Below are 24,692 nucleotides of genomic sequence, written 5' to 3'. Positions count from 1 at the left end.
CTCATAACCAAATAATTCACTTTCTAACAACGTCTCCGAAATGGCCGCACAGTTTACACGGACGAACTTATTGTATTTTCGATTACTTCCATTATGGATTGCATGGGCAAACAATTCTTTACCAGTCCCAGATTCACCGCGTAACAGTACCGTTGCCGGTGTATTCGCTCCTAGCTTCGCCTGTTCGATAGCTGCAGTTGTTTCATCTGAATTTCCGACAATATCATCAAAAGAATATTTCGCTTCTAATGTGCGAATGATTTGCCTCGCTCTATTCAATTCATTTGTTAACTTTTGAATTTCCGACACGTCACGGATAACGCCGACGCTTCCTTTCAATATTCCATCCACAATAACTGGCGCTACGTTTACAATTACATCGCGCTTTTTTTGCCCAATCTTCATATGTATTCCGCGCACCGCACGACGCGTTCGAAGTACTTTCATATGCATACTTTCGCCTTCTACAATATCAGTTGTAGCAGGCTTCCCAATAATATCTTCTTCTGTTAAACCCGTTAATTTCGTATATGCCGGGTTAATGACTAAACCTCTTCCTTTTTCATCCACAACCGAAATCGCTTCTTCAGATGAGTTAATAATCGCCTCTAATAGTGTTTGAATTTCTTTTAAGTCTGTAACTTCTTCCGCTAAATCTACAACTTCTGTTATATCTTTAAAAATTGCAAATGCCCCTTGTACCTCTCCGCCCTCTTTTAATATCGGTATACGCGTTGTAATAATTTTCTTTCCATTCTCTAATGTTAGTTCATAATTTACTTCTATTTGTTTCGTACGTATAATGCGAAGTAATTTACTAGTCGGAATAACTTCTAAAATATATTTTCCTATCGCCTCTTCTTTTTTATATCCGATAATACGCTCTGCACTTTTATTAAAAAGACGAACTTGTCCCTCTTGATCAATTACGATCATGCCGTCATGCGTAGAATTTAAAATTAATTCTCCTTGTTGCGTTTGTTCCTCTAACCGCCCAATTAACCCTTCCTTCTCATGCGCTAATCCTGTAACAATTTTTGCAATATCACCTGGTATAAGAAGAGTGTCTTTTTTCTTTTTTTCCAATAAAACTTTATGTACATCATCTTCACCTGTCATATCAAATATTACATCGATATGCATAGAAAGAAATGGAGTTACACTTTCTCCAATTGCAATTCCATATTCCTTAGCAATTTGTAATCCTTTTGCCAACGGATTTATATCAATAATCCCTATAATTTGAAATATATTCGAACTATATAACAGATTCAGCAGTGCGCTCCCGCCTTCACCTGCACCAACAATTAATACTTTTTGTTTCATATATTACACTTCCTCTCGAAGTAACTATGCAAATTTTTTCACACCCTTATCTTACTCGTTCAACCCCCTCTTGACAAACCCCCTTTTCATATAACATCATTAAAATAAACAAAATAATCTGAAAAGGAGCGTTTATATGCAGCGTTACCTTGCTCTATCATTAGCACTCATCCCTATTTCATTAGCTGTGTTTGGTATAAAGTTAATGAGAGATACTGTATTCGGGATTCTATTTCCACCAATCTCTATACTGTGGTTACAATTTTTAATCGGCGCTCTCTGCTTCGGGCTCGGGTTTTATATTTTTGGTGGCTTCGTCGTACACCGAGATCGTAAACGAAATAAAGTACAAGCTCGCTTCAGAAGATAGGAATGCCCCACTATTTATAAATAAAAAAATGAGACCGTTACACGCGGTCTCATTTTTTTATCGGCAATAACGTTCTTGCCGTTTCAGGGTAATCAGTAATAATCGCCGATATATTCATATCAAAATATTTACGCATAAGCGTTTCTTCATTAATTGTATAAGGGCGAACCTCTACACCACTTTCCATCGTTAGTTCAGCAATAGCATCTTGAAGGTAACGATAATTCGGATGTACTGCTGTAGCCCCCATTTTTTTCGCGTATGCCCACGGACTATGCAAACCTTCACGATATAAAATTGCAGTTTGAATATCAGGAGCCATCATATGGCACCGTTTCATACTGTAGTGATTAAACGAAGAAAATACAACGCGATCCTCTAAACTAAATTTCCGTACAAGCGTTATAACTTCTTCCTCTAAACCTCTATATGGAATTTTATTATTTTTAAGTTCAATATTAAGTAGCAAACTCGTTTGTTCAAGCCACTCTAATACCTCTTCTAAAAGTGGTATTTTACAAAAACCTACTTTATCACCAAATTTATAACTTGCATCTAACTTACATAAGTCCTCATATACATAATTCCGAACCGCACCTTTTCCATTTGTAGTCCGGTCCACCGTTTCATCATGAATGACGACAACTTTTCCATCTTTCGTTAATTGAACATCAAGTTCAATTCCATCCGCTCTAAAAGACTCAGCCGCTTCAAATGAAAGCATTGTATTTTCTGGGTACGTTCCAGCCGCACCACGATGCGCAAATATAAGAGTCATCCTCACTCCCCCAATCTTATGCTATACTATACGAAAAAGGAGGTACTTCTATGAGACCATTGCAAATTTCTCCAGATACTGCAGTCCGCTTATCAAAAGCACTAGGTGTTCCACTTGAACAACTCATGCATATGCCGCAACACATTTTAATTCAAAAGCTAGTTGAATTAGAAAAACAAAATAAAGACGAAGAATAATACAGTCCTGTTTTGCAGGGCTTTTTATTATTTTCTATTATATCACGGATGACTTCCCTGCTAAAATCCTTTAACAGATGTGCTACGATGCGATTTAGCCGTTCCTTTATTATTTTTGTTACAAATCATAAAGAAAGCAGACTATTTATTTATAAGCCCCCATTGCGTCCTTAAACACGATCATAAAAAACTAGAAGCCCTTTATATTATTTTTTATTGAACGTGCGGAGCATCCCCTGATTCGTATAGTTCTTTCGCTTTTTCCTCCCCGAATGTAGTTAAAATATAATGTTGCTCTTCTACCGCATCCATCGCTCTAGTTGCTTTACAAACGTTATCTTCTTGAACATCCGAGAAATAATTGTGATCTTCTACAATTTTACTAAAATCTTTTTGTGCCCATCTATTAGCAATTGCTAATAGCTCATTTTTCTTCGAAAAGCTACTCTTATTTATGATTTCTTTTAATTTTTTAGCATTATTTTGAATCATTGGGATAGAGCCCGATTTTCGTTCTGCCACCACTTTTTGATGAGTCATGCGATGCATCGCTGTAATGACTTCTCTTTCAGTAGAATTTTCAGTAACATACACATCAACAAAGACCCCATCTACCTCTCTACCTACTATTGTTTGGTCTTCTTTTTTATCTATTTGAGCGCTCACTTCTTTATCTACTGGATTATCGGCAAGTTCTAACATCCCAAATGTAACTGCAATAGCAAGAACTCCCATAGCTGCTACTATTCCTAGCCAAGTTGAAATTTTATTTTTCATTCCCCTTCCCCCTATCTATATCTATTTAATTGTCTTATAAAAAAACTCACTTACATGTAATATTACTAAAAATAGGTTTTATTTTCCATAATATCAAATAATCTCTTTTTCTAAACAAAATAAAAAAACCAACGAATTATAACATTCATTGGTCTTTCATTAAAAAGTTTATTAGTTTTAAAATTACTGTCGAGTATAGAGTTCCAGCATGCATCGGTTTTACTAAAACAAAAACCCTTTTCTACTTCTACTCTCAGCTAGCTTTATGTTCAAGTCTCAGCTTATCCGCAACCATTGCGATAAACTCAGAATTCGTAGGTTTTGCTTTTGACATGGATACTGTATAACCGAATAAGGACGAAATAGAATCAATATTCCCACGGCTCCACGCTACTTCAATCGCGTGACGAATTGCGCGCTCCACACGGCTTGCTGTTGTATTATATTTCTTTGCGATATCTGGATACAATACTTTCGTAATCGATCCTAATAATTCGATATCGTTGTATACCATGGAGATTGCTTCTCGTAAATACATATATCCTTTAATATGAGCGGGTACACCAATTTCATGAATGATACTCGTAATACTCGCATCTAAGTTTTTCGGTTTTCCATCTACTGTTGTTGCTGATCGGAATGATGGTAGTGGACGTTTAATCATAGCGTTTGCTTTACCACTCACTTGACGAATATGACTCGTTAAATTCTCCATATCAAATGGTTTTAATATGAAATATGAGGCACCTAAGTCAACTGCTTTTTTCGTCACATCTTCTTGCCCGAATGCTGTCAACATAATTACGCTAGGCTGTTTTAACCTTTCAATATGTCGCATTTTTTCCAATACAGCTAAACCATCTAAGTGTGGCATAATAATGTCTAAAACGAGTACATCAGGTTGCTTATCTGCTAATAAGTTTAAACACTCTTGACCATTATAAGCAGTACCGATTACTTCCATATCATCTTGAGCAGCTACATAGCTCTCTAACATTGATACTAGTTCTTTATTATCATCCACAAGACATACTTTAATTTTCTCCACAGCTTTTCCTCCCTTACCGAATCGATTCTCCGACATGTGTATCCTTCTAGGCTACATGAATTGTTCGACAATTGTGTGAAAATTCCCTTTTAAAGTTTCTTACTTTCCGATAAAATCACAAAAAAATATGTTTATCGTTCATTTATTCCCTTTCGCAACACATTCCATCATAGAAATACAACGAAACGTTCAACCCTTTTCTTTTATTTTACAACAAAAAACACCTCTTGCGGAGCTTTTACAAAATTTCAACGAATTTTTCAACAGAAAAAGCGAGCTAATATATATATATTAGCTCGCTTTTTTCTCTTGATCATAAATATTAATTCCAGCTTGATGTAACATCCATTCAATATGAACACCATATCCTGATGTTGGATCATTTACAAATACATGCGTAACAGCACCAATTACTTTTCCATTTTGTACAATTGGACTTCCGCTCATCCCTTGTACGATACCGCCCGTTTTCGCTAATAGACGTTTATCTGTTACTTTTATTACCATACCCTTTGTGGCTGGGAATTTTTGTTGCACTGTACTAACAACTTCAATATCAAACGCTTCTACTTTATCTTGATCAATAACTGTTAATATTTTTGCCGGTCCTTCTTTTACTTGATGAGATAATGCGATAGGCATCGCTTTATCCATTATACCGTTTTTCATATTCGTATTTAATTTGCCAAAAATACCATATGGACTATTAATTGTAATATTGCCAATCACTTCACGATCTGGTGAGAATCTTGCTAATTTCTCCCCTGGATTCCCATGACTACCTCTTTCAATTGATGTGACTGTCGAGCGCATAATTTGTCCATCTTCGACTTGAATCGGCTTTTTCGTATCATTATCAGAAATAACATGACCAAGTGCCCCGTATTTCATAGAATCTGGATGAACAAATGTCATCGTTCCAATTCCAGCTGCCGAATCACGGATATACAAGCCAATTCGATAAGAAGATTCACCGTTGTCTTTTTGTGGAGTTAGCTTCGTACGAATATATTTTCCATCTCTTAACAATACAAGATTAAGCGGTTCACCTGTTTCTCCACTATTATGAATAAACGGTGCTACATCACTCATTCTTTCAATTGTTTTACCATTAATTTCAGTAATCATATCTCCAATTTGTACACCTGCTGTTTCACCAGGAGATATTTTACCCTTTTCAGTTTGAATTAAATGATGGCCTACAACAAGTACACCTTTTGTATTTAATTTCACACCAATTGATTGTCCACCTGGAATTACTTTAAAATCTTTTAACACTTTCACATTTACTTTTTTCACTGGAAAACCAGCAAGCTGAAATACCATATCAGCTTCACCATTTTGATGAGAATTTACCATAAGTCCTTGTTTTTGTTCATTCGAACTCACTGTAAATACATGACGATTTGTGGATGAAGCTTTGAAAACTGGTAATGATGATATTTCTGATTGTTGTCCTTCAAAAACAACAAGTTGTTTCGGTGATGAAATAAACGTTCGAAGCGGTTTAAAACATCCAATAAAAACTAAAGAAACAAGGAGACAAAGACCTATTATTTTTCGAAATTTTTCTAATTTCAACTTGTTCACTCTCCTCGCTCCTACCCCACATTCAGCCTCTTGGCTTCACTTTTTAATCTCTCCTTGCAGTGCATTATTTATAACCGGAAGAATTAAGAAATCGTCATTTGAGAAAAAAAGCTATCCATTACTGGATAGCCTCTGCTGTCTGTTTAAAATGATGCGCTTGCGTAAGTAATTCTTTCGCATGCTCTGTCGTTAAATCTGTGATTTCTACACCAGAAATCATTCGAGCTATTTCTGTTACTTTATCCTCCATAGTTAAAACAGTAACTGATGTAATTGTCCGATCATTCGCTACTTGTTTTCGAATAAATAAATGTGAATCCGCCATTGAAGCTACTTGAGGTAAGTGCGTAATACAAAGTACTTGCGAGTTTACTGATACTCGATAAATTTTTTCCGCAATAGCCTGTGCGACTCGGCCACTTACACCCGTATCCACTTCATCAAAAATAACAGATGCAACCCCTTGATGCTTAGAAAAAATGCTTTTTAAAGCTAAAATAATACGAGATAACTCTCCGCCAGAAGCAACCTTTGAAAGTGGTTTTAGCGGCTCTCCTGGGTTCGTTGAAATATAAAATTCCACATGATCGTAACCATCCACCGTAAGTCTTACCGGTGCACCTTCCACAAGGGGTTCTTCTGCATTTCCTGCTCTCTTCATAATTCGCACTTCAAATTTCGTTTTTTCCATATATAATTCTTTTAATTCCTGATGAATTGCATTTGTAAGATGTTCTGCAAGCTCATGACGCATATTACTTAACAACGTTGCTTCTTTCAGAATAACACTCTCTAATTCCTTCAACTGTTTCTTCGTCGTTTCAATATGAACGTCTTTATTTTCAATTGTAAAAATTTCCTGTTCAATTTTATCTGCATACGCTAAAATCTCTTCTACAGTATTTCCATATTTTCTCTTTAGCATACGAATTTCATTCAAACGTGTTTCGATTTCATCTAAACGATTTGGATCATATTCCATCATATCGAGCTTTTCTCTCAGTTGATAGGCAACCTCTTCTAATAAGTAATAGCTATTTGCAATTGAATCATAATTCTCTTGATACATTTCATCTAAATGTGTAATACTTTCCATTTGTCCCATTGCACTTCTTACATTATCTAACCCTTGTCCGTCGGCACTTAACGAACGATATGCATCACCTAACGCTTTATAAATCTTTTCAAAATTAGAAATTTGCAATCGTTCCTCAGTTAATTCATTTTCTTCATCCATCTTTAAATCTGCCTTGCGAATTTCTTCATGCTGAAATTGAATTAAATCTAAGCGATGTGCCATTTGTTGTTCATTTTCACTTAACGATTTCAATTGTTTTTTTAATTTTTCATAGTCAGCGTATACATTTTGATATATGTCTAATTGTTTAACGATTCGATCCCCATCAAAGTGATCAAGCATAAACAGATGTCGTTCTTCATTCATTAAATCTTGTGTTTCGTGCTGTCCATGAATATCAACAAGTGATTTCCCAATTTCTTTTAATATGCTAAGTGTAACAAGCTTCCCATTTACACGACATACACTCTTTCCGTTCGCAGCAATATCACGCTTTAAAATAATCATGCCATCTTCTATTTCTATATCTAACTCTTCTGCCTTTTCAATACATGGATGCTTCTCATCTTCAACATAAAATAGCCCTTCAATCTCAGCCTTTTCTGTTCCATATCGAACAAATTCTGCTGATCCACGGCCACCTACAAGTAAACTAATCGCATCAATAATAATCGATTTTCCGGCCCCTGTTTCACCGCTTAAAACCGTTAAACCTTTTTGAAAAGAAATATTTAATGCTTCAATAATAGCAAAGTTTCTAATCGATAATTCCGATAACAATGCCCCATTCACCTCGTTATAAAATAATCCCTTACTAAAGGATTTTCTCAGTTCTTCATTCAAATAATCATGTTATATATTTGTATGTATATACTCTTCTAACCCGCTTCATTGTACCAAACATTTGTTTTACGGGTCAATCCATCTATTTTCTAACTTTATGCAAACAAAATATTATATTACAATTGAAAATTCATATTTTTAACCAATAAAAATATCTTGTTCACTTTCCACTTTACGATGGAAAGCAAACAAGATTTTTTGTTACAACATATTTAAGAAACGATCAGAGACAACACCTGTATCGTCAGGTGTACGGCAAATAATTAAGCAAGTATCATCACCACAGATGGTTCCGATGATCTCATCCCACTCTAAATGATCAATAAGTGCTCCAAGTGAATGAGCGTTACCAGGCAATGTTTTTAGCACAAGCATATGTCCTGCCGTGTCTAATTTTACAAATGAATCCACTAGATTTCGTTTTAATTTTTGTAACGGGTTAAATCGTTGATCTGCTGGCAAGCTATATTTATAGCGCCCATCATGTAATGGCACCTTCACTAAGTGCAGTTCTTTAATATCGCGCGATACTGTTGCTTGCGTTACATTAAATCCCTCATTACGTAAAATATCAACTAATTCATCTTGTGTTTCAATTTCTTTGTTTGCAATAATTTCCCTGATTTTAATATGGCGCTGACCTTTATTCATACATTTGCACCTCACACTATCTCTTACCATAGTTTAAACATTGGTATACTTCACTTATTTATGTTAACTTATAATTCGTTTCTTGTACACAATTGTTTTTACAATCATTATACAATTACAGCAAAAAGAGGAACAACATATGTTATTCCCCTTTCCCTTTTTGTTTTAGAACGTCATGCGCTTCTGTAACAACTTGCTCTATAGAAATCGGAGAATGATTTTCGCCATTCTCACGTTCACCATGCCATTTCAGATGAATTAAAAATTCAATATTACCGTCTCCACCCGTAATTGGTGAAAATGTTAAACCTTCCACATCATAGCCTTCTTTTAAAGCAAACTCGACAATCATTTCTACAACAGCTTCATGTACTTTTCTATCACGAACGATACCTTTTTTCCCAACTTGCTCTCTTCCAGCTTCAAACTGTGGTTTAATTAACGCCGCTACATCTCCGTTAGGCATAAGCATTGTTTTTAAAACTGGCAGTATAAGCTTTAATGATATAAATGAAACATCAATACTTGCAAATTGAGGTAAACCACGTTCTAAGTCTGCTGGTGTCACGTAACGGAAATTTGTTCGTTCCATTACAACAACACGCTCATCTTGACGTAATTTCCACGCTAGTTGATTGTATCCTACATCTAATGCATAAGATAATTTCGCTCCATTTTGAAGCGCACAATCTGTAAAGCCACCAGTTGATGAACCAATATCTATCATAACTTTATCTTGTAAATCAAGATGAAATGTCTCTAATGCCTTTTCAAGTTTATAACCACCACGACTTACATACGGCATAACTTGTCCCTTCACCGTAATCTCAGTATCTTGCGAGATTTTCTCTCCTGGCTTATCAAGTCTCATTTCATTTGCATATACGAGTCCCGCCATAATGGCGCGCTTTGCTTTCTCACGCGTTTCTATAAGTCCTCGCTCTACTAATAGTACATCTACTCTTTCTTTTTTTACGCTCATTTGTTACGCCCTTTTTTGTTTTGATGGAATCATTGTATGAATACGGTCTACGACAGCATCTGTCGTTAAACCAATTTCTTCTAATAATTTTGTTACACTTCCGTGCTCTATGAAGCGGTCTGGAATACCCATTCGTTCAACTAATGCACTATGGTAACCATTTTCAGATGCAAATTCAACTACTCCTGTTCCAAAACCACCAATTAAACAAGCTTCTTCAATCGTTAAAATCGGTATATTCTTTCCTAGAAGATCATGTAAATATGCTTCATCCATTGGTTTAATAAAGCGAGCATTCACTACTTTCACTGAAACTCCAGCTTTTTCAAGACGCTCAGCGGCTTCCATCGCCATTGGTATTGTCGTACCAAACGTTAAAATAGCTGCTTGTGTACCCTCTTTTAACGTCTCCCACGTACCGATCGGAATCGCCTTTAATTCTTCATCCATATGAACGCCAAGTCCATTACCGCGCGCATAACGCAATGCGATTGGTCCATCTTCATATTGCATCGCCGTATAAACTAAATGTTGCCCTTCATTTTCATCTTTCGGCATCATAAGCACCATATTTGGCAAGTGACGTAAGAATGAGATATCAAATACGCCTTGATGCGTTTCACCATCTGCTCCTACTAATCCTGAGCGATCTATTCCAATGAAAACATTTAAATTTTGGCGGCATATATCATGAACAACTTGGTCATATGCTCTTTGTAGAAATGTCGAATAAATTGCTAAGAATGGCTTCATTCCTTGCGTTGCCATACCTGCTGCCATCGTTGTAGCATGCTGTTCTGCAATACCTACATCAATCATACGATTTGGGAATTCTTTTTGGAATTTCTCAAGTTTTGATCCAACAGGCATTGCAGGTGTAATTGCTACGATACGCTCATCCGCTCTCGCTAGCTTAAGTACTGTTTCACTAACAACAGCACTCCATGCTGGTGCAACTTCTTTCGGCTTAACAAAGTCACCTGATTCAATTTTATAAGGTCCTGTTCCATGCCAAGTTCCAATAACGTCACTCTCGGCCGGTTTATAACCTTTTCCTTTTTTCGTAATAACGTGAACAAGCACTGGGCCTTTTGTTTTCTTTGCATATTGCAACGTTTCGAATAGCTTTTCATAATCATGCCCATCGACTGGACCTAAATATGTAAAGCCTAACTCTTCGAAAAAGACACCAGATACTAGTAAATATTTAAGACTATCTTTTATTTTCTCTGCTGTCGCAGCCACTTTCCCGCCAACTGCTGGGATTTTCTTTAATATATACTCTAATTCATCTTTTACCCAGTGATATTTTCCTGCGGTACGTAAACGACCAAGTACATTATGGAGCGCACCAACGTTTGGTGCAATTGACATTTCATTATCATTCAAAATAACAATCATATCTGTCTTTTCATGTCCAATATGGTTCAATGCCTCTAAAGCCATTCCGCCTGTTAAAGCACCATCTCCAATAATTGGTATAACATATTCTTTCGTTTTCTTTAAATCACGTGCCAGAGCCATTCCCATTGCAGCCGATAACGATGTCGAGCTATGACCAGTTTCCCATACGTCGTGCTCACTCTCACAACGTTTCGGAAAACCACATAGGCCTTGATATTGCCTTAATGTACCAAACTCTTTCGCGCGTCCAGTTAAAATTTTATGTACATAGGATTGATGTCCTACATCCCATAAAAATTTATCTTGCGGGCTATCAAATAATTTATGCAGAGCAATTGTGAGTTCTACTACACCTAAATTAGGCGCAATATGTCCACCTGTTTGAGAGAGCTCTTCAATTAAAAACTTACGAATATCCTCACTCAATCCCTCTAGTTCACTGATAGACATATCTTTCAAAAAACTAGGGTTTTGAATTTGCGTTAGATCCACATGGATCACTCACTTTCATTTCATAATCTGTCAACATGTCAAATATTATAAAAAACATTTACACAAAACAAGAAATTCTCTTTTCTATTTTTCGTCTTGTCCCGCTATTAACCAGTCTATTGCGCCCTAATCCTATTATAAACCATATTTCTTTAGGCGATGAAAAAAATAGCCGCTAACACGAAGTGATAACGGCAATGTAATCTACATATATTTTTGCCAATAACAAGAAAAGAAAAACCTTTTCCTACAGTTATATCATAAAATGATAAATGACTCAACAAATGAAAACGCTGTTATATTAGTTATTACGTTTTGCAATTAAATCGCAAATAGATAGTAAATATTCATCTTGTAATTGCAAGAAGCTAATCGCACCTTTTGCTTCTGCAATTGTTTCTTCTAAAATATCCTTTGCTCTATCTACAGTAAACAACGTCGTATATGTACTCTTTTCGTTAGAAAGATCACTACCAATCGGTTTCCCAATCTCTTCTTCGGTTCCTTCGACATCTAAAATATCATCTCGAATTTGGAAAGCTAGACCGATATATTTGGCAAACGTAAGCAACTTTTCTTCTTGCTCTTCTGTCGCATCAGAAAGTATCGCACCCGCAAGCACAGCAAATTCAAGCAGTTTTCCCGTCTTATGTTTATGGATGTACTCCAATTCATCAATCGTAAGGCGTTTCCCTTCAGCTTCCATATCTGCCACTTGTCCGCCAACCATTCCTTCTGGTCCTGCTGCTTTTGCAAGTTCAAGTACAAGTCTTACTTTTTTTTCGGCAGAAATTTCTTTTTGCTCATATGCCATAATTACTTGAAAAGCATACGTCAATAAGCCATCTCCTGCTAAAACTGCCATCGCTTCACCAAATACTTTGTGATTTGTGGGTTTTCCTCTTCTTAAATCATCATCATCCATACAAGGTAAATCATCATGAACTAAAGAATATGTATGAATCATTTCAAGAGCACAAGCTGCACCTACTCCAAGATTTCTTTCTTTCCCAAACGCTTGTAATGTTGCAAACAAAAGTAACGGGCGGAGACGTTTTCCACCCGCTTCCAAAGAATATGCCATCGCTTCACGAAGTACATTTGGACATTGTAATTCATTTGCATAGCTTACAAGTTTCTCTTCTACGAAAGTTTTACTTTCTTTCAAAAAAGTATCAAAAGCAATCGTCACTATGCTTCATCTCCTACAGCAGTAAACGGTTCAAGCTCTCCATCTTCCCCAAGAATAACTGCCATTTGTTCTTGTACATTCTTCAACTTCTCATCACAAAGCTTAGATAATTCCATGCCCTCTTTAAAATAAGAAATCGCTTCTTCTAACGGTACGTCACCTTGTTCTAGCTTAGAAACAAGATGCTCAAGTTGCGAAATTGCCTCTTCAAAGCTTAATTTATTTTCCATTATTCAATTCACGCTCCTCTATGCCTGATACGCTACAATCTAGTATTCCATCTTGTAATTGAACTGAAACAGCATCTCCAAGGCTTACATCTTTCACACTTTTTAACACTTGCTTCTCTTCATCATATACAAGCCCGTACCCTCTCATCATTACTTTAAGCGGACTTAACGCTTCAAGTTTTTGAGCAGCTCTTACAAAGGCAAATTCTTTCGTTTGAAGTAACGTTTGCATTTCACGTTGTAATTGCTTTTGCAACGTTTCAACAGCTACCTTTGTTTGCATAATTTTTTGAGATGGGTGGTGCTTCTCTAAATAAAATGAAAGTTGCTTTAACTGATTCACCTTTTTATCAATATAGCGCTCTTTCGCTAAAACAAGCTGTTCTAGCGCTCTATCTAATTGCTCTTCCTTTTGCTCATATACTTGTCTTGGATAACGGAACGCATACGATTTTTGCAACACTTGTAGTTTTTCTTCTTTTTTATGTACTAACTCTCTCATCGCTCTTTGCAATCTCAGAGTTCTTTGCAATACCTTTTCTTGTAACTCTATAATGTTAGGTGCTGCCAGCTCAGCTGCTGCAGTCGGTGTTGGCGCGCGTAAATCTGCAACAAAATCTGCGATTGTAAAATCCGTTTCATGGCCTACTGCCGAAATAATAGGAATTTCACTCTTAAAGATTGCTCTTGCAACCATTTCCTCATTGAAAGCCCATAATTCCTCAATAGAACCTCCACCACGGCCAACGATTAGTACATCTATCTCTCCCATTTCATTCGCTGTACGAATCGCTTGTACAATCGAGGGAGCCGCTGACTCCCCTTGTACAAGTACCGGAAATACAATAACATTCCCAATTGGATAACGACGTTTAATCGTTGTTATAATATCACGAATCGCTGCTCCTGTTGGCGACGTAATCACACCTATTGTTTTAGCGTAAGGAGGAATTGCTTTTTTATAAACTTGAGAAAAAAGTCCTTCTTCTTCTAAACGAACTTTTAACTGTTCGTACGCTAAATGTAAATTTCCGACTCCGTCAGGCTGCATGTCTTGAATATAAATTTGATAAGAACCACTCGCCTCGTAAACAGAGATTTTCCCTTTCACGAGTACCTTCATCCCATTTTCAGGTTTGAATTTAATATTACGATTATGACCCGCAAACATAACCGCTGCGATTCTTGCATTTTCATCTTTCAATGTAAAATACATGTGGCCACGGCTATGATTTTTAAAGTTGGAAATTTCACCTTTTAACCAAACAGACTGCAAATGCGGATCATATTCTATTTTTGTTTTTATATAGCGTGTTAACGCTGTAACGGTTAAATATTGCTTCTCCATTTCTCTCTCCTCATAGCCAACTCAAATTATTTACAAACGACACCTGCACGTTTGGCAGATTCAACAGTATTATGAAGAAGCATTGTGATTGTCATTGGACCAACACCCTTTGGCACAGGTGTAATGTAACCCGCAACATTTAACACGTTGTCAAAATCAACATCACCACAAAGTTTCCCTGTTTCTAAACGGTTTACACCAACGTCAATTACAACCGCTCCTTCTTTAATATAATCCGCTGTTATCATTTTAGGTCGTCCAACAGCTACGATTAAAATATCCGCTAACTTCGATAACTCTTTCATATTTTGCGTCTTAGAATGACAATATGTGACAGTTGCATTTTCATTTAAGAACAATTGTCCCACTGGTTTACCGACAATATTACTTCTTCCAATTACTACTACATGTTTTCCAGAAATATCAAGATTCGTTTCTTTTACTAATTCTACAATACCGTGCGGTGTACATGGAAGGAATGTATCTTGTCCCGTCATCATACGTCCCACGCTAATTGGGTGAAATCCATCTACATCCTTTTCTGGTGAAATTCTTTCAATGATAGCTTTTTCTTCAATATGTTTCGGTAAAGGTAATTGCACTAATATGCCATTAATACGGTCATCGCCATTTAAGCGATCGATTTCAGCAAGCAAGCGTTCCTCAGTAATTGTTTCAGGAAGTTCAATTAGCTCTGAGTAAATCCCTACTTGTTCACAGCCTTTTTCTTTTCCTTTTACATAAGAACGAGATGCTGGATCTTCTCCAACTAAAATAACTGCTAATCCTGGTACAATCCCTTGCTCTTTCAACTTCACAACTTCTTCTGTTAATTGTGCTCGTTTTTTCTCCGCAACTTCATTTCCTTTGATGATTACTGCTACCATTTTAAGATTCCCCCTTAAAGAATTTACAGTGTATCTTTTATATTAGATAAAACGCCGTTAATAAAACGACGAGATTCCTCATCCCCAAATGTTTTAGCAATTTCAATTGCTTCGTTAATTGTTACGTTGTGTGGAATTTCTTCCATGTATTTCATTTCATACACAGCTACACGTAAAATACTGCGATCAACAATACTAATACGCTCAAGCTTCCACTTTTTTAAGTTTTGACGAATCGCTTCATCGATTGCTTCTTTATTTTCTACAAAACCCACTACAAGTGACTCTAGAAACTCATTTGTTTCTTCGCCTTCATCTAGCGTGTTTTCCACTGCTACTTTCGGTTCTAATTCACCTGTAATATCCATTTGGTATAATGCTTGCATTGCTCTTTCTCTAGCCGTCCTACGTTTCATTGTAACTCTCCTTTATGCTTCAAGTCTTTCCTTATACTTTGTTATATTATTATAATTTATAAGCCGTCAATTCACTTACTCTTACAGTTTTCATTGATTTTCCAACCTTATAATACAATGATAATAACACAATTTATCGTTTCACACACGGGTTACAAGGCTGAAAAATAATAAAAAGATTAACTTCAAGTTCCATATCTTATCACAATGTACGTTTTTTGGAAAAACGACACATTTTCTTTTTTATTTCTTATTTTTTGAAATAGTATAATAATTAGAGGATTGTAATTTGTGAAGAAATGAAACGATAAAAAAGATGCCTATGTTACTAGGCACCTTTTCATTCTTACACTGGTTCGATTTCTGTTTTTTGTGTTTCGAATGTTACGCCAACGATGTGAACATTCACTTCTTTTGGCTCAAGTCCTGTCATTGTAAAGAGCGCTTGGCGAATATTGTCTTGAATCTTTTGAGCAACAACTGGAATTGCTACACCAAAATACATTACAACATAAAGGTCAACGATAATATCTTCGTTTGCTAATTCAACCTTTACACCTTTACCATGATTTTTCTTACCTAACTTCTCAACAACATCTGTAGCAAAATTACCGCGCATTGCCGCTACACCTTCTACTTCAGCAGCTGCAATACCTGCAATTACTTCAATTACTTCTGGTGCAATTTCTACTTTACCAAGAGTTGTATCTTGACCCATATCTAACATATGTTCAGCCATGAAAAAAACCTCCTTTAATGTATCACTGCGTCACAAGTTCATGCTCTTCCAAAAATTTCGTATTAAACTCACCTTTTACAAAATCAGGATGATCTAGCAATTGCAAATGGAACGGGATTGTTGTATGTACGCCTTCAATGACAAATTCACTAAGTGCGCGCTTCATTTTTGCAATTGCCTCTTCACGTGTTTTTCCGTGAACAATTAATTTAGCAACCATCGAATCATAGAAAGGTGGGATTGAATATCCCGGATATACAGCTGAATCGACGCGAATACCAAATCCTCCTGGTGGTAAGTACATTTCTACTTTACCTGGAGATGGCATGAATTTTTTGGCAGGGTTTTCCGCATTAATTCGACATTCAATTGCCCAACCATTAAATTGTACTTCTTCTTGCTGTAACGATAACTTTTCTCCTGAAGCAACAAGAATTTGTTCTTTAATTAAGTCCATTCCCGTTACCATTTCAGTAACTGGATGCTCAACCTGAATTCTCGTATTCATCTCCATGAAATAAAAGGTTTTCGTTTTATATTCATAAATAAACTCAACCGTACCAGCACCTGTATAATCAACCGCTACCGCCGCTTTAACTGCCGCTTCACCCATCTGCTTGCGAATATCTTCATCAAGTGCAGGTGATGGACTTTCTTCTAATAGTTTTTGCAAACGGCGCTGAATTGTACAATCACGCTCTCCTAAATGAATGGCATTTCCGTGTGTATCTGCCATTATTTGAATCTCAACATGGCGGAAATCTTCAACGTACTTTTCTAAGTATACACCAGGGTTCCCAAAAGCGGTACTAGCTTCTTGCTGTGTAATTTGAATTCCTTTTATAAGCTCTTCTTCATGGCGTGCAACACGAATACCTTTTCCGCCGCCACCTGCAGTCGCTTTAATAATGACTGGATATCCAATTTGATTAGCAAGCTCGATCGCTTCTTCGGTATTTTTAATAATCCCTTGTGAACCTGGTACAATCGGAACCCCTGCTTCTTTCATTGTATCACGAGCAACGTCTTTTGTGCCCATCTTTGAAATAGCTTCTGGACTTGGACCGATAAAAATCAAGTTACATTCACGGCATAACTCTGCGAAATCTGCATTCTCTGCTAAAAATCCGTATCCCGGATGAATAGCATCGCAGCCTGTTAACTTCGCAACGCTAATAATATTCGTCAAATTTAAATAGCTTTCTTTCGAAATCGTTGGTCCTACACAATACGCCTCATCTGCAATCTGTACGTGAAGTGACTCTTTATCTGCTTCTGAATAAATTGCAACTGTTTCAATGTCCATTTCTTTACAAGCACGAATAATTCGTACAGCAATTTCCCCACGATTGGCTATTAATACTTTTTTTATCATCACAAAGACTCCCTTATTACGCTTTTACAAGAAATAGCGGTTGTCCATACTCAACAAGCTGTCCGTTATTAACAAGAATTTCAACAATTTCGCCCTCTACATCAGCATCAATTTCGTTAAATAACTTCATAGCCTCGACAATACATACGATAGAATCTTTCGATACTCTATCCCCAATACTTACATATGGAGGTGTATCAGGTGAAGATGAAGAATAGAATGTACCTACCATTGGTGAGGTAATCTTATGTAGGTTTTCATCTTGAACAGTTTTCTTCTCTTCTTGCTTCGGTGCTTCTGCTTGCGCTGCTGCTACTGTCGTTTCAACTTCAACAGGCGCTACTGGTTGCATAGCTTGTTTTGCTGCAGGTGCTTGCACAGCAACAACTTCATTACCACGCTTTTTCATTTTGATTGTTGTACCGTCTTTTTTGTATTCAAATTCATCAATATTAGAGCTATCAATTAATTTAATTAATTCACGAACTTCTTGAATTTTAAACATGTAAAATCCACTCCCATACTCTTGTTTGTCCCGTTTTTACAGATTCTCGTCACAAAACTAGATTGACTGTAAAAATACGATGTATTCTATTAGAAAATATATTTCATTAACTAATAGAAATATTTACTATTTCCATCTTACGATAAATTTTTTAAACATTCCAATTTATATTTCTTTATAATAAATCGAAACTCCTGTAAAAAATATTATTCCAATAAAAAATTATTACCTAGTAATAATACCAAGTTTCACACGAAATTGGCAAGACCACTTCAAAAAAAAACATTGACTACTTTTGCAAAACGTTACATAGCAAACACGCCATTCCCTCTCCACTCTTCACCACATCTATAGTCAATAACATATTTTTACCAAATATTAATTTTTGTTTACACGCCGTTCATCATTCCTTCATATAAGAATAGTATGTTCAAAGTGTAGAAAATATATTGTGCTGAGGTGTGGAAATATGATATGGCTCATCCTCTTTTTACCTGCCGTAATCGTTTGGGCATGTGTTCTTTGCATCCACGTCAAATCCGGAAAAAGTAATCATCAGTACCATGAACCATTAATCTTTTACTCACAACGTGTTTCTCCATTCCGAGTTGAACATAGTAAAAATAACTACAAAGACAAAATAGAAAAAAGCTATCGAAAATGATAGCTTTTTTCTATTCACACGTACTTACATACTCTATTCCACTATTTGCATACCCTTTGCTTAGTAAAAGGTAATAATCCGCAGGGAAACCCCCTACGGATTAAAGTTTCACTTATTTCGCTGGTGGATCAAATTTCACACCTACATCTTTTGATCCGCCTTCACTTCTTACAAGTTGAATAATTTTATTTGCTTCTTTCTGTGAATGTTTTGCCGCTTTAACCGTTACTCTAATATCTGTACCATCAGCTCTTACAAGAGCATCTGGATATCCTCCTTGAGATTTAATTACTGTCTCAAGTAATTCTTGCTTCGTTTCCATTGTAGTGATTGCATCAAAGTTATCTTTCGCTTTACTCTTTTCTGTTGCTGAAGATTTCGAAGAATTCATCACTTCTTGTAATTTTGCTTTCGCTTCACTACGTTGATCTTCCATTTGCATACGTAAGGCTGTGAAATTCTCATCACTTGATTGAACTGATACATTACCCTCTTTTTTACTTGTTTCTTTTTTAGTATTTTCTTTTTTGTCTGTTTCTTTATTTGTTGTTTCCTTGCTTGTATTTTCTTTTTTCGAGGTTTCTTTAGGTGCTTCGTTTGTTACTGCTTTATCAGTACCTTGTTTTTCTTGTCCAATCTTTTCACCTGTTGCCGGCGATGCTGTATTCATTTTGTCAGGAGTTGTCACGTAATACACAGATAGTACAACAACTAAACTTAACATCGTTAATAGCCAAACTGTTTGTTTTTTTAACACTTTATTTCCTCCCTATCAATTTTTCGGTGAAACTGAAACGCGATGGGCTGGTACATCTAGCAGCCTTATCACAGCTTCTTTTACCATTGCTTTAACTTGTATATTATCCACTCCCTTTGCTACGACAAGAACACCACGTACTTTCGGCTTCTCTGTTCGTAAAACAACAGGAGTTTCTTTATCCCCTTCACGTATAATGACAGTCTTTTCATCAAGAGACTCGTCCTCTACTTCTCTCTTACCGCCTGTTTTATCTGTTTCACCTGTTGTTTGTGAGCGTTTCACTGTATTTTTCTCTAAAATTTTTTCTTCAGATGAATCTAAATTCACTTTAATCGTTACGTCTTTTACTCCTGCTATTTCTTCTAAAGCAGCTTTTAATTCTTGTTCATACGCTTTTTCATATTTTTCTACATTTGACATACTATCATTATTTTTTTGTCCGAAAGTTGGTAAGTCTTTTTCTTGGTTTTGAGTTTTTTGTTCTTTAAATACAGGTACTTCTTCTTTTTTACTTGAAAATAGACTACTAGAAAACATAAGCAAAATTCCAAGTATGAGTAGGACAAGTAAAAACTTAGGTGTTACCTTTTTACCCTTCTCGTTGCTTTCTTTTTGATCCCCATTCAATAAGTTTCGAAAAAATGAGAACTTCGAATTTTTATCTTTATTGTCCATTTACTCTACCTGTCCTCCCTTCCATTTGAACTTGGATTTGTTTACCCTCTAGTTGCCACCTGCTTGAAAAGAAATCTTTCATTTCCACATTCGTTTCTTCCACTTTTTTTGGAGGCTCTTTCGTATTAATTTCAATTGGCTTTACTGTTTCGATTGCATCATTTTTACTGCGTTCTTTTTCTTTCAACGTCACAACAACAGATTGAATATCTTTCGCCGACTTTACTTCTTCTGTATTTTCTGCTGCGACTATTTGTATTTCAGAGACAGTCATACCATACTTTTTCTCAAACTCTTTTCCTACTTCTTTTTTCATTTTGGTAGCCATCTCTTCTAAACTATATGCACGTGTTAGAGCTTGTATTTCTTTTTTCTTCGAATCTATTGAATTTTTTACAGATCCTTCTGCTACGTACTTTTCTTCATTAAAATTTGCAATTACTTCATTTACATCTGTCTGCAATAATTTAAAAAGAGGCGTTAAAATTAATACAACTAACAAAAGACTTACAACAAATTTAACGTATTTTTGCAAATTCGAATTTGGAAGAATAAGATGAAGCATTGTCGCTAAGAGCAAAAAAACGATAATATTTCTAATCCACTCTGTAACAAATTGCATACTCTTCACCTCCTACCGCATCATAAGTGTAATATTCCCCGCAGCAATAATAATTGTAATACTTAAAAAGAACATAAATGATACGATAGCTAAGCAAGCAAATACGTAAATGATGCTTCGTCCAATAATGTCTAAGCATTGAATAATTGCTCCGCTGCCAACCGGTTGCAATACTGCTGCTGCGAATTTATAAATAAATGCGATACAGAAAATTTGAATCGCTGGAAAGGCAACAATTAAGCATAAAATGACGAGCCCAATAATTCCGACTGTGTTTTTCAATAATCCTGATGCGCTAATAACAGTATCTGCCGCTTCTGTAAACATCCTTCCAACTACTGGAATGAAGTTTCCTGTTACAAATTTAGCAGTTTTCACAGCTATTCCATCAGCAACAGCTGTTGCTGTTCCTTGTACAGATAATACTCCTAAAAAAATCGTTAAAAAAATACCGATAATCCCAACGCTAACATTTTGCAGAAGCTTGGACAATTTCGTCACTTTATATTGATCACTCATTGTACTTACAATACTTAATATCGTTGCCAGTAATAAAAGTGGTAGAACGATATAATTCATAAGAAGCCCACTCGTATTCATTAAGAAAATGATAACCGGATGAAAAAACGATACAGATACAACCCCCCCGCCAGTTGCTATAAGCGCCAGCAAAATTGGCAATAATGCTAATATAAAATCTACCATTGTTTGTATCGTTTCTCTTGCATATGTCATAACGACATAAAAACTATTTAAAGCAAAAATAATAAGTACCATATATACAACAGCATCAGCAATTTTACTTACGCTACTTTTTGAAAAAGCGGATTGCAGTGATTGCAACAATGCACTAAAGATTGTGAGCATAATAAGTGTGCCAAGCAGTTTTCCATTAGCTGCAAGCTCATGAAATAAATATTTTAATAACCCTATCATCCACTCTTTTAGAGAGAATTCTTTTTCTCCCTTTACAAACTCCATAAAACTCCCTTTTTGACTCTCTGGCAAATAGCCTCCATATTTTGTAACAAGCCCGTCCCAAAATTGCTTCACATCTTCAATTCCGAGCTTATCCAATTGTTGATCAACGACGTTTGTTTCTACAGGAGAAGCTTGTACAACAACCGGTAAAGAAAAGAAAAGGAAGCAAGCAAATAGCAGCTTAGCTCCAAACCTCCTCAACATTCACTCCCCCTTATCCCGTCGGTAAAAATCCGAGAATAGTTTCAATTACAACCGTCAAAATAGGAATTGCCATAACGAGAATGAGGATTTTCCCAGCAAGTTCAATTTTCGAAGCGATGGCACCTTGACCAGCATCTTTTGTAATTTGGGCTCCAAACTCAGCAATATAAGCAATTCCAATAATCTTTAGTAACGTTTCCACATAGACGTTACTAACTTTCGCTTCACTCGCTACTCTCTCAATCATTTGTAAAATAGCATGAATTTGATCAATTAAAATAAGAAACATCACGCTACCTACGAACACAATAAATAAAGATGTAATGCTAGATTTATGCTGGTTCAAAACAGCAGCTAAAAACGTAGCAACGAGGCCTAATCCGACAATTTGTATAATTTCGATTCGAACCGCCTCCTTTACTGGAAGAGAAAGACACTTTTAATCTTGTCGAATAGCGTATTAATTAAAAATGCGACATGAAATAAAATGACGACAAAACCGACAAGGATAACCCAATTTGCAATATCCTCACGCTTCAATTCTTTTAGTACAGTATGAATGAAAGCTAAAACAATGCCGATTCCGGCGATTTGAAATATTAATCCAACATCAATGGACATCGCCTTTCTCCCCCCTATAGCAGTAAAATTACAATAAGTAGCCCTGCTAGTACCCCTAAGCTCTTGATCATTTTCTCGTATTGCAGTTGTAAAGCTTTTGCTTCCTCTTCTTCTCTCTCCAAATGTGTAATACATAAGCGAATATGTTTTTGTTGTGATTCACGATCATGTTGCCCGAGCGTTTCACCAAATTGCTGCAGTATTTCAAACTCGGTTTGTTGAAACGCCGTCAACTTCCAATTCTCTTTCAAACTATCTATCCAAGCTTCCCTTACTGTTTGTTCTCCACTTTCTAGTTTTTTAGCGAAACTTTGAAATATCCAATTTAATGGATTCGGCATTTGTTTAACTAATCGCTCGGCAGCCTCTGATAAAGGTGTGTGTCCATACATAATTTCTGCCTCTAATGATTGAAGTGCTGATTTTAATAATCTAAGTTGCCTCGGCCTTTCACTGTATCTTTTAGCGTATGAAAACCCGAAAAAGGTGCTGACCGCAACGATTAACACTGCACCAAATATTTTCACCATACGCCCTCAGCCTTTCTATTTGATAACACTGGTTTTCCATATTTATCTTTCACCTGCATAACCGTTCCTGGACCCCTCGCTTTTGACAACTCCACAAACCTATCAAATATACGAAGCTCTAGCACTGCCTTGAGCGATGGACGTCTCACAACATCCTCATAGGAAAATCCGTGTGCGCTTATAAAAAGCTGAACACCTGCATGCACTGCCTCCATAATTGCTTCACTATCTTCTTTACGACCAATTTCATCTACGATCAAAATATCAGGACTCATAGAACGAATCATCATCATCATTCCTTCTGCCTTTGGACATGCGTCTAACACATCGACTCGGGTACCAAAATCATATTGCGGGATCCCTTTCACACAGCCGGCAATTTCTGACCGTTCATCAACGATCCCCACTTTACAGGAAGGAATTTCCGAAGCACTTACCCCTTGACTCATGCAACGTGCTACATCTCTTAAAAGCGTCGTTTTTCCCGTTTGCGGAGGGCCAATTACCATCGTGTTTAACCATCTTTTTTCATACAAATATGGCAAAAGCGGTTCAGCAATCCCTATTTTTTGACGAGCAATACGAATATTAAAGGAAGAGACATCACGAATCATTTTCACTGCGCTTTTTTCTGTAATGACTTTTCCCGCTAACCCGATTCTATGCCCCCCGCGAAGCGTCACATACCCACGTTTTAATTCCTCTTCCATCGTATAAATTGAGAATTGACTTAACTTATTCAATAAGTAAATAGCATCCTCTGCAGTAGTGATATAGTCATAAAAAAACACCTTTCCGTGTGCAATACACTCTAGCGGTCTTCCAATTCGAACACGAATTTCCTCTAAAGCATCGTATTGCTCACATTCTTCAATTAAGTACTTCATCGTTTTTGGTAAAACTTCTAATACCTCTTTCATCGGCCTCTCCCCACTATACTCGACTTACTATTTCAGTAATGCGATAAAAATACAGCAAATTCCAAGCGCTAGAAAAAAGAGCTTCAAGAAAGAAATTTCACTTGCTACACTCGCTATCCCAATTGTCATTGTTAAAATTAATACGGTAGGTCCAACAAACGCCAACATACCATTTATAAACAACGCTTTCTTCGCATCATTCACATAAAGCATAAGCAAAGCAGCAAATATCTCCGCACTACCTGAAAATAATCGAAGTGCCCCCATAACAAGCACGGATGTTTCCATTGCCGCTAGCCACTGTTTCATTCTTCCACCTTCTCCCGTAACAGTTACTAACTTCGTATTCTAAAAAAGAATATATTTGTACAACCATATGCAGAGGTTGTCTATTTCAGAAGTAAAAACATAATTTTTCTCTAAAGTCTGAATTACAATCTGAATATTCGTATTATTTCATGGTATATTATGGTATATTTAGTTTAAA

At 36.4% G+C, this 24,692-nt stretch carries 29 protein-coding genes; 3 read left to right on the top strand and 26 right to left on the bottom strand.

The genetic code is table 11. The features are described from left to right. Nucleotides 1-1,326 (bottom strand): PAS domain S-box protein (locus MR160_RS06190; protein WP_242297106.1); only part of this gene is annotated, 1,326 nt, incomplete at its 3' end. Nucleotides 1,327-1,462: 136 nt separating this feature from the next. Here MR160_RS06190 and MR160_RS06185 point away from each other — a divergent pair. Continuing rightward, entirely contained in the window at nucleotides 1,463-1,696 is a 234-nt protein-coding gene (locus tag MR160_RS06185) for a DUF2627 domain-containing protein (RefSeq protein ID WP_001190195.1), read from the top strand. 49 nt (nucleotides 1,697-1,745) lie between these two features. Here MR160_RS06185 and MR160_RS06180 read toward each other — a convergent pair whose 3' ends face one another. After that, nucleotides 1,746-2,474 (bottom strand): glycerophosphodiester phosphodiesterase, encoded by a 729-nt coding sequence (locus MR160_RS06180; protein WP_000172594.1) that lies wholly within the window; start codon nucleotides 2,472-2,474, stop codon nucleotides 1,746-1,748. Nucleotides 2,475-2,524: 50 nt separating this feature from the next. Between MR160_RS06180 and MR160_RS06175 the strand changes: the two genes are divergently transcribed. Continuing rightward, complete coding sequence (locus tag MR160_RS06175; protein WP_001247671.1) at nucleotides 2,525-2,671, top strand: YycC family protein; 147 nt, start codon at nucleotides 2,525-2,527, stop codon at nucleotides 2,669-2,671. Between the two features lie 213 nt (nucleotides 2,672-2,884). On the opposite strand, the gene MR160_RS06170 is transcribed toward MR160_RS06175, so the two are convergent. The 15 genes from MR160_RS06170 to accB all read right to left on the bottom strand — a co-directional run bounded on the left by MR160_RS06170 (nucleotide 2,885) and on the right by accB (nucleotide 18,228). Continuing rightward, nucleotides 2,885-3,448, bottom strand: coding sequence for a PRK06770 family protein (locus MR160_RS06170; RefSeq protein ID WP_000791083.1), 564 nt, complete (start codon nucleotides 3,446-3,448; stop codon nucleotides 2,885-2,887). 253 nt (nucleotides 3,449-3,701) lie between these two features. Beyond that, the gene (gene spo0A / locus MR160_RS06165; protein ID WP_014894889.1) at nucleotides 3,702-4,496 is read right to left on the bottom strand and encodes a sporulation transcription factor Spo0A; all 795 of its coding nucleotides are present in this window, start codon (nucleotides 4,494-4,496) and stop codon (nucleotides 3,702-3,704) included. Between the two features lie 291 nt (nucleotides 4,497-4,787). Next, nucleotides 4,788-6,086, bottom strand: coding sequence for a SpoIVB peptidase (spoIVB, locus tag MR160_RS06160; RefSeq protein WP_002000940.1), 1,299 nt, complete (start codon nucleotides 6,084-6,086; stop codon nucleotides 4,788-4,790). Nucleotides 6,087-6,204: 118 nt separating this feature from the next. Then, a complete protein-coding gene (gene recN / locus MR160_RS06155; protein ID WP_000947759.1) occupies nucleotides 6,205-7,944 on the bottom strand; it encodes a DNA repair protein RecN in 1,740 nt (579 codons plus the stop codon). 264 nt (nucleotides 7,945-8,208) lie between these two features. Next, on the bottom strand, nucleotides 8,209-8,658 hold the full coding sequence (gene argR / locus MR160_RS06150; RefSeq protein WP_001032580.1) for an arginine repressor ArgR: 450 nt from the start codon (nucleotides 8,656-8,658) through the stop codon (nucleotides 8,209-8,211). 142 nt (nucleotides 8,659-8,800) lie between these two features. Further along, on the bottom strand, nucleotides 8,801-9,640 hold the full coding sequence (locus tag MR160_RS06145) for a TlyA family RNA methyltransferase (protein WP_000111874.1): 840 nt from the start codon (nucleotides 9,638-9,640) through the stop codon (nucleotides 8,801-8,803). A 3-nt stretch (nucleotides 9,641-9,643) separates the two neighbouring features. Further along, nucleotides 9,644-11,536 (bottom strand): 1-deoxy-D-xylulose-5-phosphate synthase, encoded by a 1,893-nt coding sequence (dxs, locus tag MR160_RS06140; protein ID WP_000366457.1) that lies wholly within the window; start codon nucleotides 11,534-11,536, stop codon nucleotides 9,644-9,646. A gap of 301 nt (nucleotides 11,537-11,837) precedes the next feature. Next, entirely contained in the window at nucleotides 11,838-12,728 is an 891-nt protein-coding gene (gene ispA / locus MR160_RS06135; RefSeq protein WP_242297105.1) for a (2E,6E)-farnesyl diphosphate synthase, read from the bottom strand. After that, nucleotides 12,728-12,958, bottom strand: a complete 231-nt coding sequence (gene xseB, locus MR160_RS06130; RefSeq protein WP_000428424.1) for an exodeoxyribonuclease VII small subunit — start codon at nucleotides 12,956-12,958, stop codon at nucleotides 12,728-12,730. Before xseB ends, ispA begins: the two co-directional genes overlap by 1 nt. After that, a complete protein-coding gene (gene xseA / locus MR160_RS06125) occupies nucleotides 12,948-14,306 on the bottom strand; it encodes an exodeoxyribonuclease VII large subunit (RefSeq protein ID WP_000415249.1) in 1,359 nt (452 codons plus the stop codon). Before xseA ends, xseB begins: the two co-directional genes overlap by 11 nt. Before the next feature lie 26 nt (nucleotides 14,307-14,332). Continuing rightward, on the bottom strand, nucleotides 14,333-15,193 hold the full coding sequence (gene folD, locus MR160_RS06120) for a bifunctional methylenetetrahydrofolate dehydrogenase/methenyltetrahydrofolate cyclohydrolase FolD (RefSeq protein ID WP_000226733.1): 861 nt from the start codon (nucleotides 15,191-15,193) through the stop codon (nucleotides 14,333-14,335). Nucleotides 15,194-15,216: 23 nt separating this feature from the next. After that, nucleotides 15,217-15,609 (bottom strand): N utilization substance protein NusB, encoded by a 393-nt coding sequence (gene nusB / locus MR160_RS06115; protein ID WP_000830247.1) that lies wholly within the window; start codon nucleotides 15,607-15,609, stop codon nucleotides 15,217-15,219. Between the two features lie 346 nt (nucleotides 15,610-15,955). Next, complete coding sequence (locus MR160_RS06110) at nucleotides 15,956-16,348, bottom strand: Asp23/Gls24 family envelope stress response protein (RefSeq protein ID WP_000807630.1); 393 nt, start codon at nucleotides 16,346-16,348, stop codon at nucleotides 15,956-15,958. A gap of 22 nt (nucleotides 16,349-16,370) precedes the next feature. Then, a complete protein-coding gene (accC, locus tag MR160_RS06105) occupies nucleotides 16,371-17,723 on the bottom strand; it encodes an acetyl-CoA carboxylase biotin carboxylase subunit (RefSeq protein ID WP_000592870.1) in 1,353 nt (450 codons plus the stop codon). A gap of 16 nt (nucleotides 17,724-17,739) precedes the next feature. Then, nucleotides 17,740-18,228, bottom strand: coding sequence for an acetyl-CoA carboxylase biotin carboxyl carrier protein (gene accB / locus MR160_RS06100; protein WP_000472862.1), 489 nt, complete (start codon nucleotides 18,226-18,228; stop codon nucleotides 17,740-17,742). A 469-nt stretch (nucleotides 18,229-18,697) separates the two neighbouring features. On the opposite strand from accB, the gene MR160_RS06095 reads away from it, so the two are divergent. Continuing rightward, nucleotides 18,698-18,892: a hypothetical protein gene (locus MR160_RS06095; RefSeq protein ID WP_003309905.1), complete on the top strand. Its 195-nt coding sequence runs from the start codon at nucleotides 18,698-18,700 to the stop codon at nucleotides 18,890-18,892. Between the two features lie 112 nt (nucleotides 18,893-19,004). On the opposite strand, the gene MR160_RS06090 is transcribed toward MR160_RS06095, so the two are convergent. From MR160_RS06090 to MR160_RS06050, 9 genes are read right to left on the bottom strand one after another with little or no spacing between them, the layout of a single operon-like run. Then, on the bottom strand, nucleotides 19,005-19,649 hold the full coding sequence (locus MR160_RS06090; protein WP_242297104.1) for a SpoIIIAH-like family protein: 645 nt from the start codon (nucleotides 19,647-19,649) through the stop codon (nucleotides 19,005-19,007). 15 nt (nucleotides 19,650-19,664) lie between these two features. Beyond that, a complete protein-coding gene (gene spoIIIAG / locus MR160_RS06085; protein WP_000368886.1) occupies nucleotides 19,665-20,327 on the bottom strand; it encodes a stage III sporulation protein AG in 663 nt (220 codons plus the stop codon). Continuing rightward, the gene (gene spoIIIAF / locus MR160_RS06080; RefSeq protein ID WP_001161037.1) at nucleotides 20,317-20,949 is read right to left on the bottom strand and encodes a stage III sporulation protein AF; all 633 of its coding nucleotides are present in this window, start codon (nucleotides 20,947-20,949) and stop codon (nucleotides 20,317-20,319) included. Before spoIIIAF ends, spoIIIAG begins: the two co-directional genes overlap by 11 nt. 12 nt (nucleotides 20,950-20,961) lie before the next feature. Then, nucleotides 20,962-22,134, bottom strand: coding sequence for a stage III sporulation protein AE (gene spoIIIAE / locus MR160_RS06075; RefSeq protein ID WP_000946111.1), 1,173 nt, complete (start codon nucleotides 22,132-22,134; stop codon nucleotides 20,962-20,964). Nucleotides 22,135-22,144: 10 nt separating this feature from the next. Next, nucleotides 22,145-22,528, bottom strand: coding sequence for a stage III sporulation protein AD (gene spoIIIAD / locus MR160_RS06070; RefSeq protein ID WP_079245909.1), 384 nt, complete (start codon nucleotides 22,526-22,528; stop codon nucleotides 22,145-22,147). Nucleotides 22,529-22,551: 23 nt separating this feature from the next. Then, nucleotides 22,552-22,755, bottom strand: coding sequence for a stage III sporulation protein AC (gene spoIIIAC / locus MR160_RS06065; protein WP_000020914.1), 204 nt, complete (start codon nucleotides 22,753-22,755; stop codon nucleotides 22,552-22,554). A 14-nt stretch (nucleotides 22,756-22,769) separates the two neighbouring features. Continuing rightward, complete coding sequence (gene spoIIIAB, locus MR160_RS06060; RefSeq protein ID WP_063675672.1) at nucleotides 22,770-23,285, bottom strand: stage III sporulation protein SpoIIIAB; 516 nt, start codon at nucleotides 23,283-23,285, stop codon at nucleotides 22,770-22,772. Next, nucleotides 23,279-24,205, bottom strand: a complete 927-nt coding sequence (spoIIIAA, locus tag MR160_RS06055) for a stage III sporulation protein AA (protein WP_000665903.1) — start codon at nucleotides 24,203-24,205, stop codon at nucleotides 23,279-23,281. Before spoIIIAA ends, spoIIIAB begins: the two co-directional genes overlap by 7 nt. A gap of 27 nt (nucleotides 24,206-24,232) precedes the next feature. Next, nucleotides 24,233-24,514 (bottom strand): YqhV family protein, encoded by a 282-nt coding sequence (locus MR160_RS06050; protein WP_000816050.1) that lies wholly within the window; start codon nucleotides 24,512-24,514, stop codon nucleotides 24,233-24,235. Nucleotides 24,515-24,692: the final 178 nt, after the last annotated feature.

The sequence above is a fragment of the Bacillus cereus group sp. BfR-BA-01382 genome, from assembly GCF_022663475.1.
Lineage (GTDB): Bacteria > Bacillota > Bacilli > Bacillales > Bacillaceae_G > Bacillus_A > Bacillus_A thuringiensis_S.
Note: the sequence above shows the minus strand (reverse complement) of the source record. Positions and strands in the feature narration are given on the sequence as shown.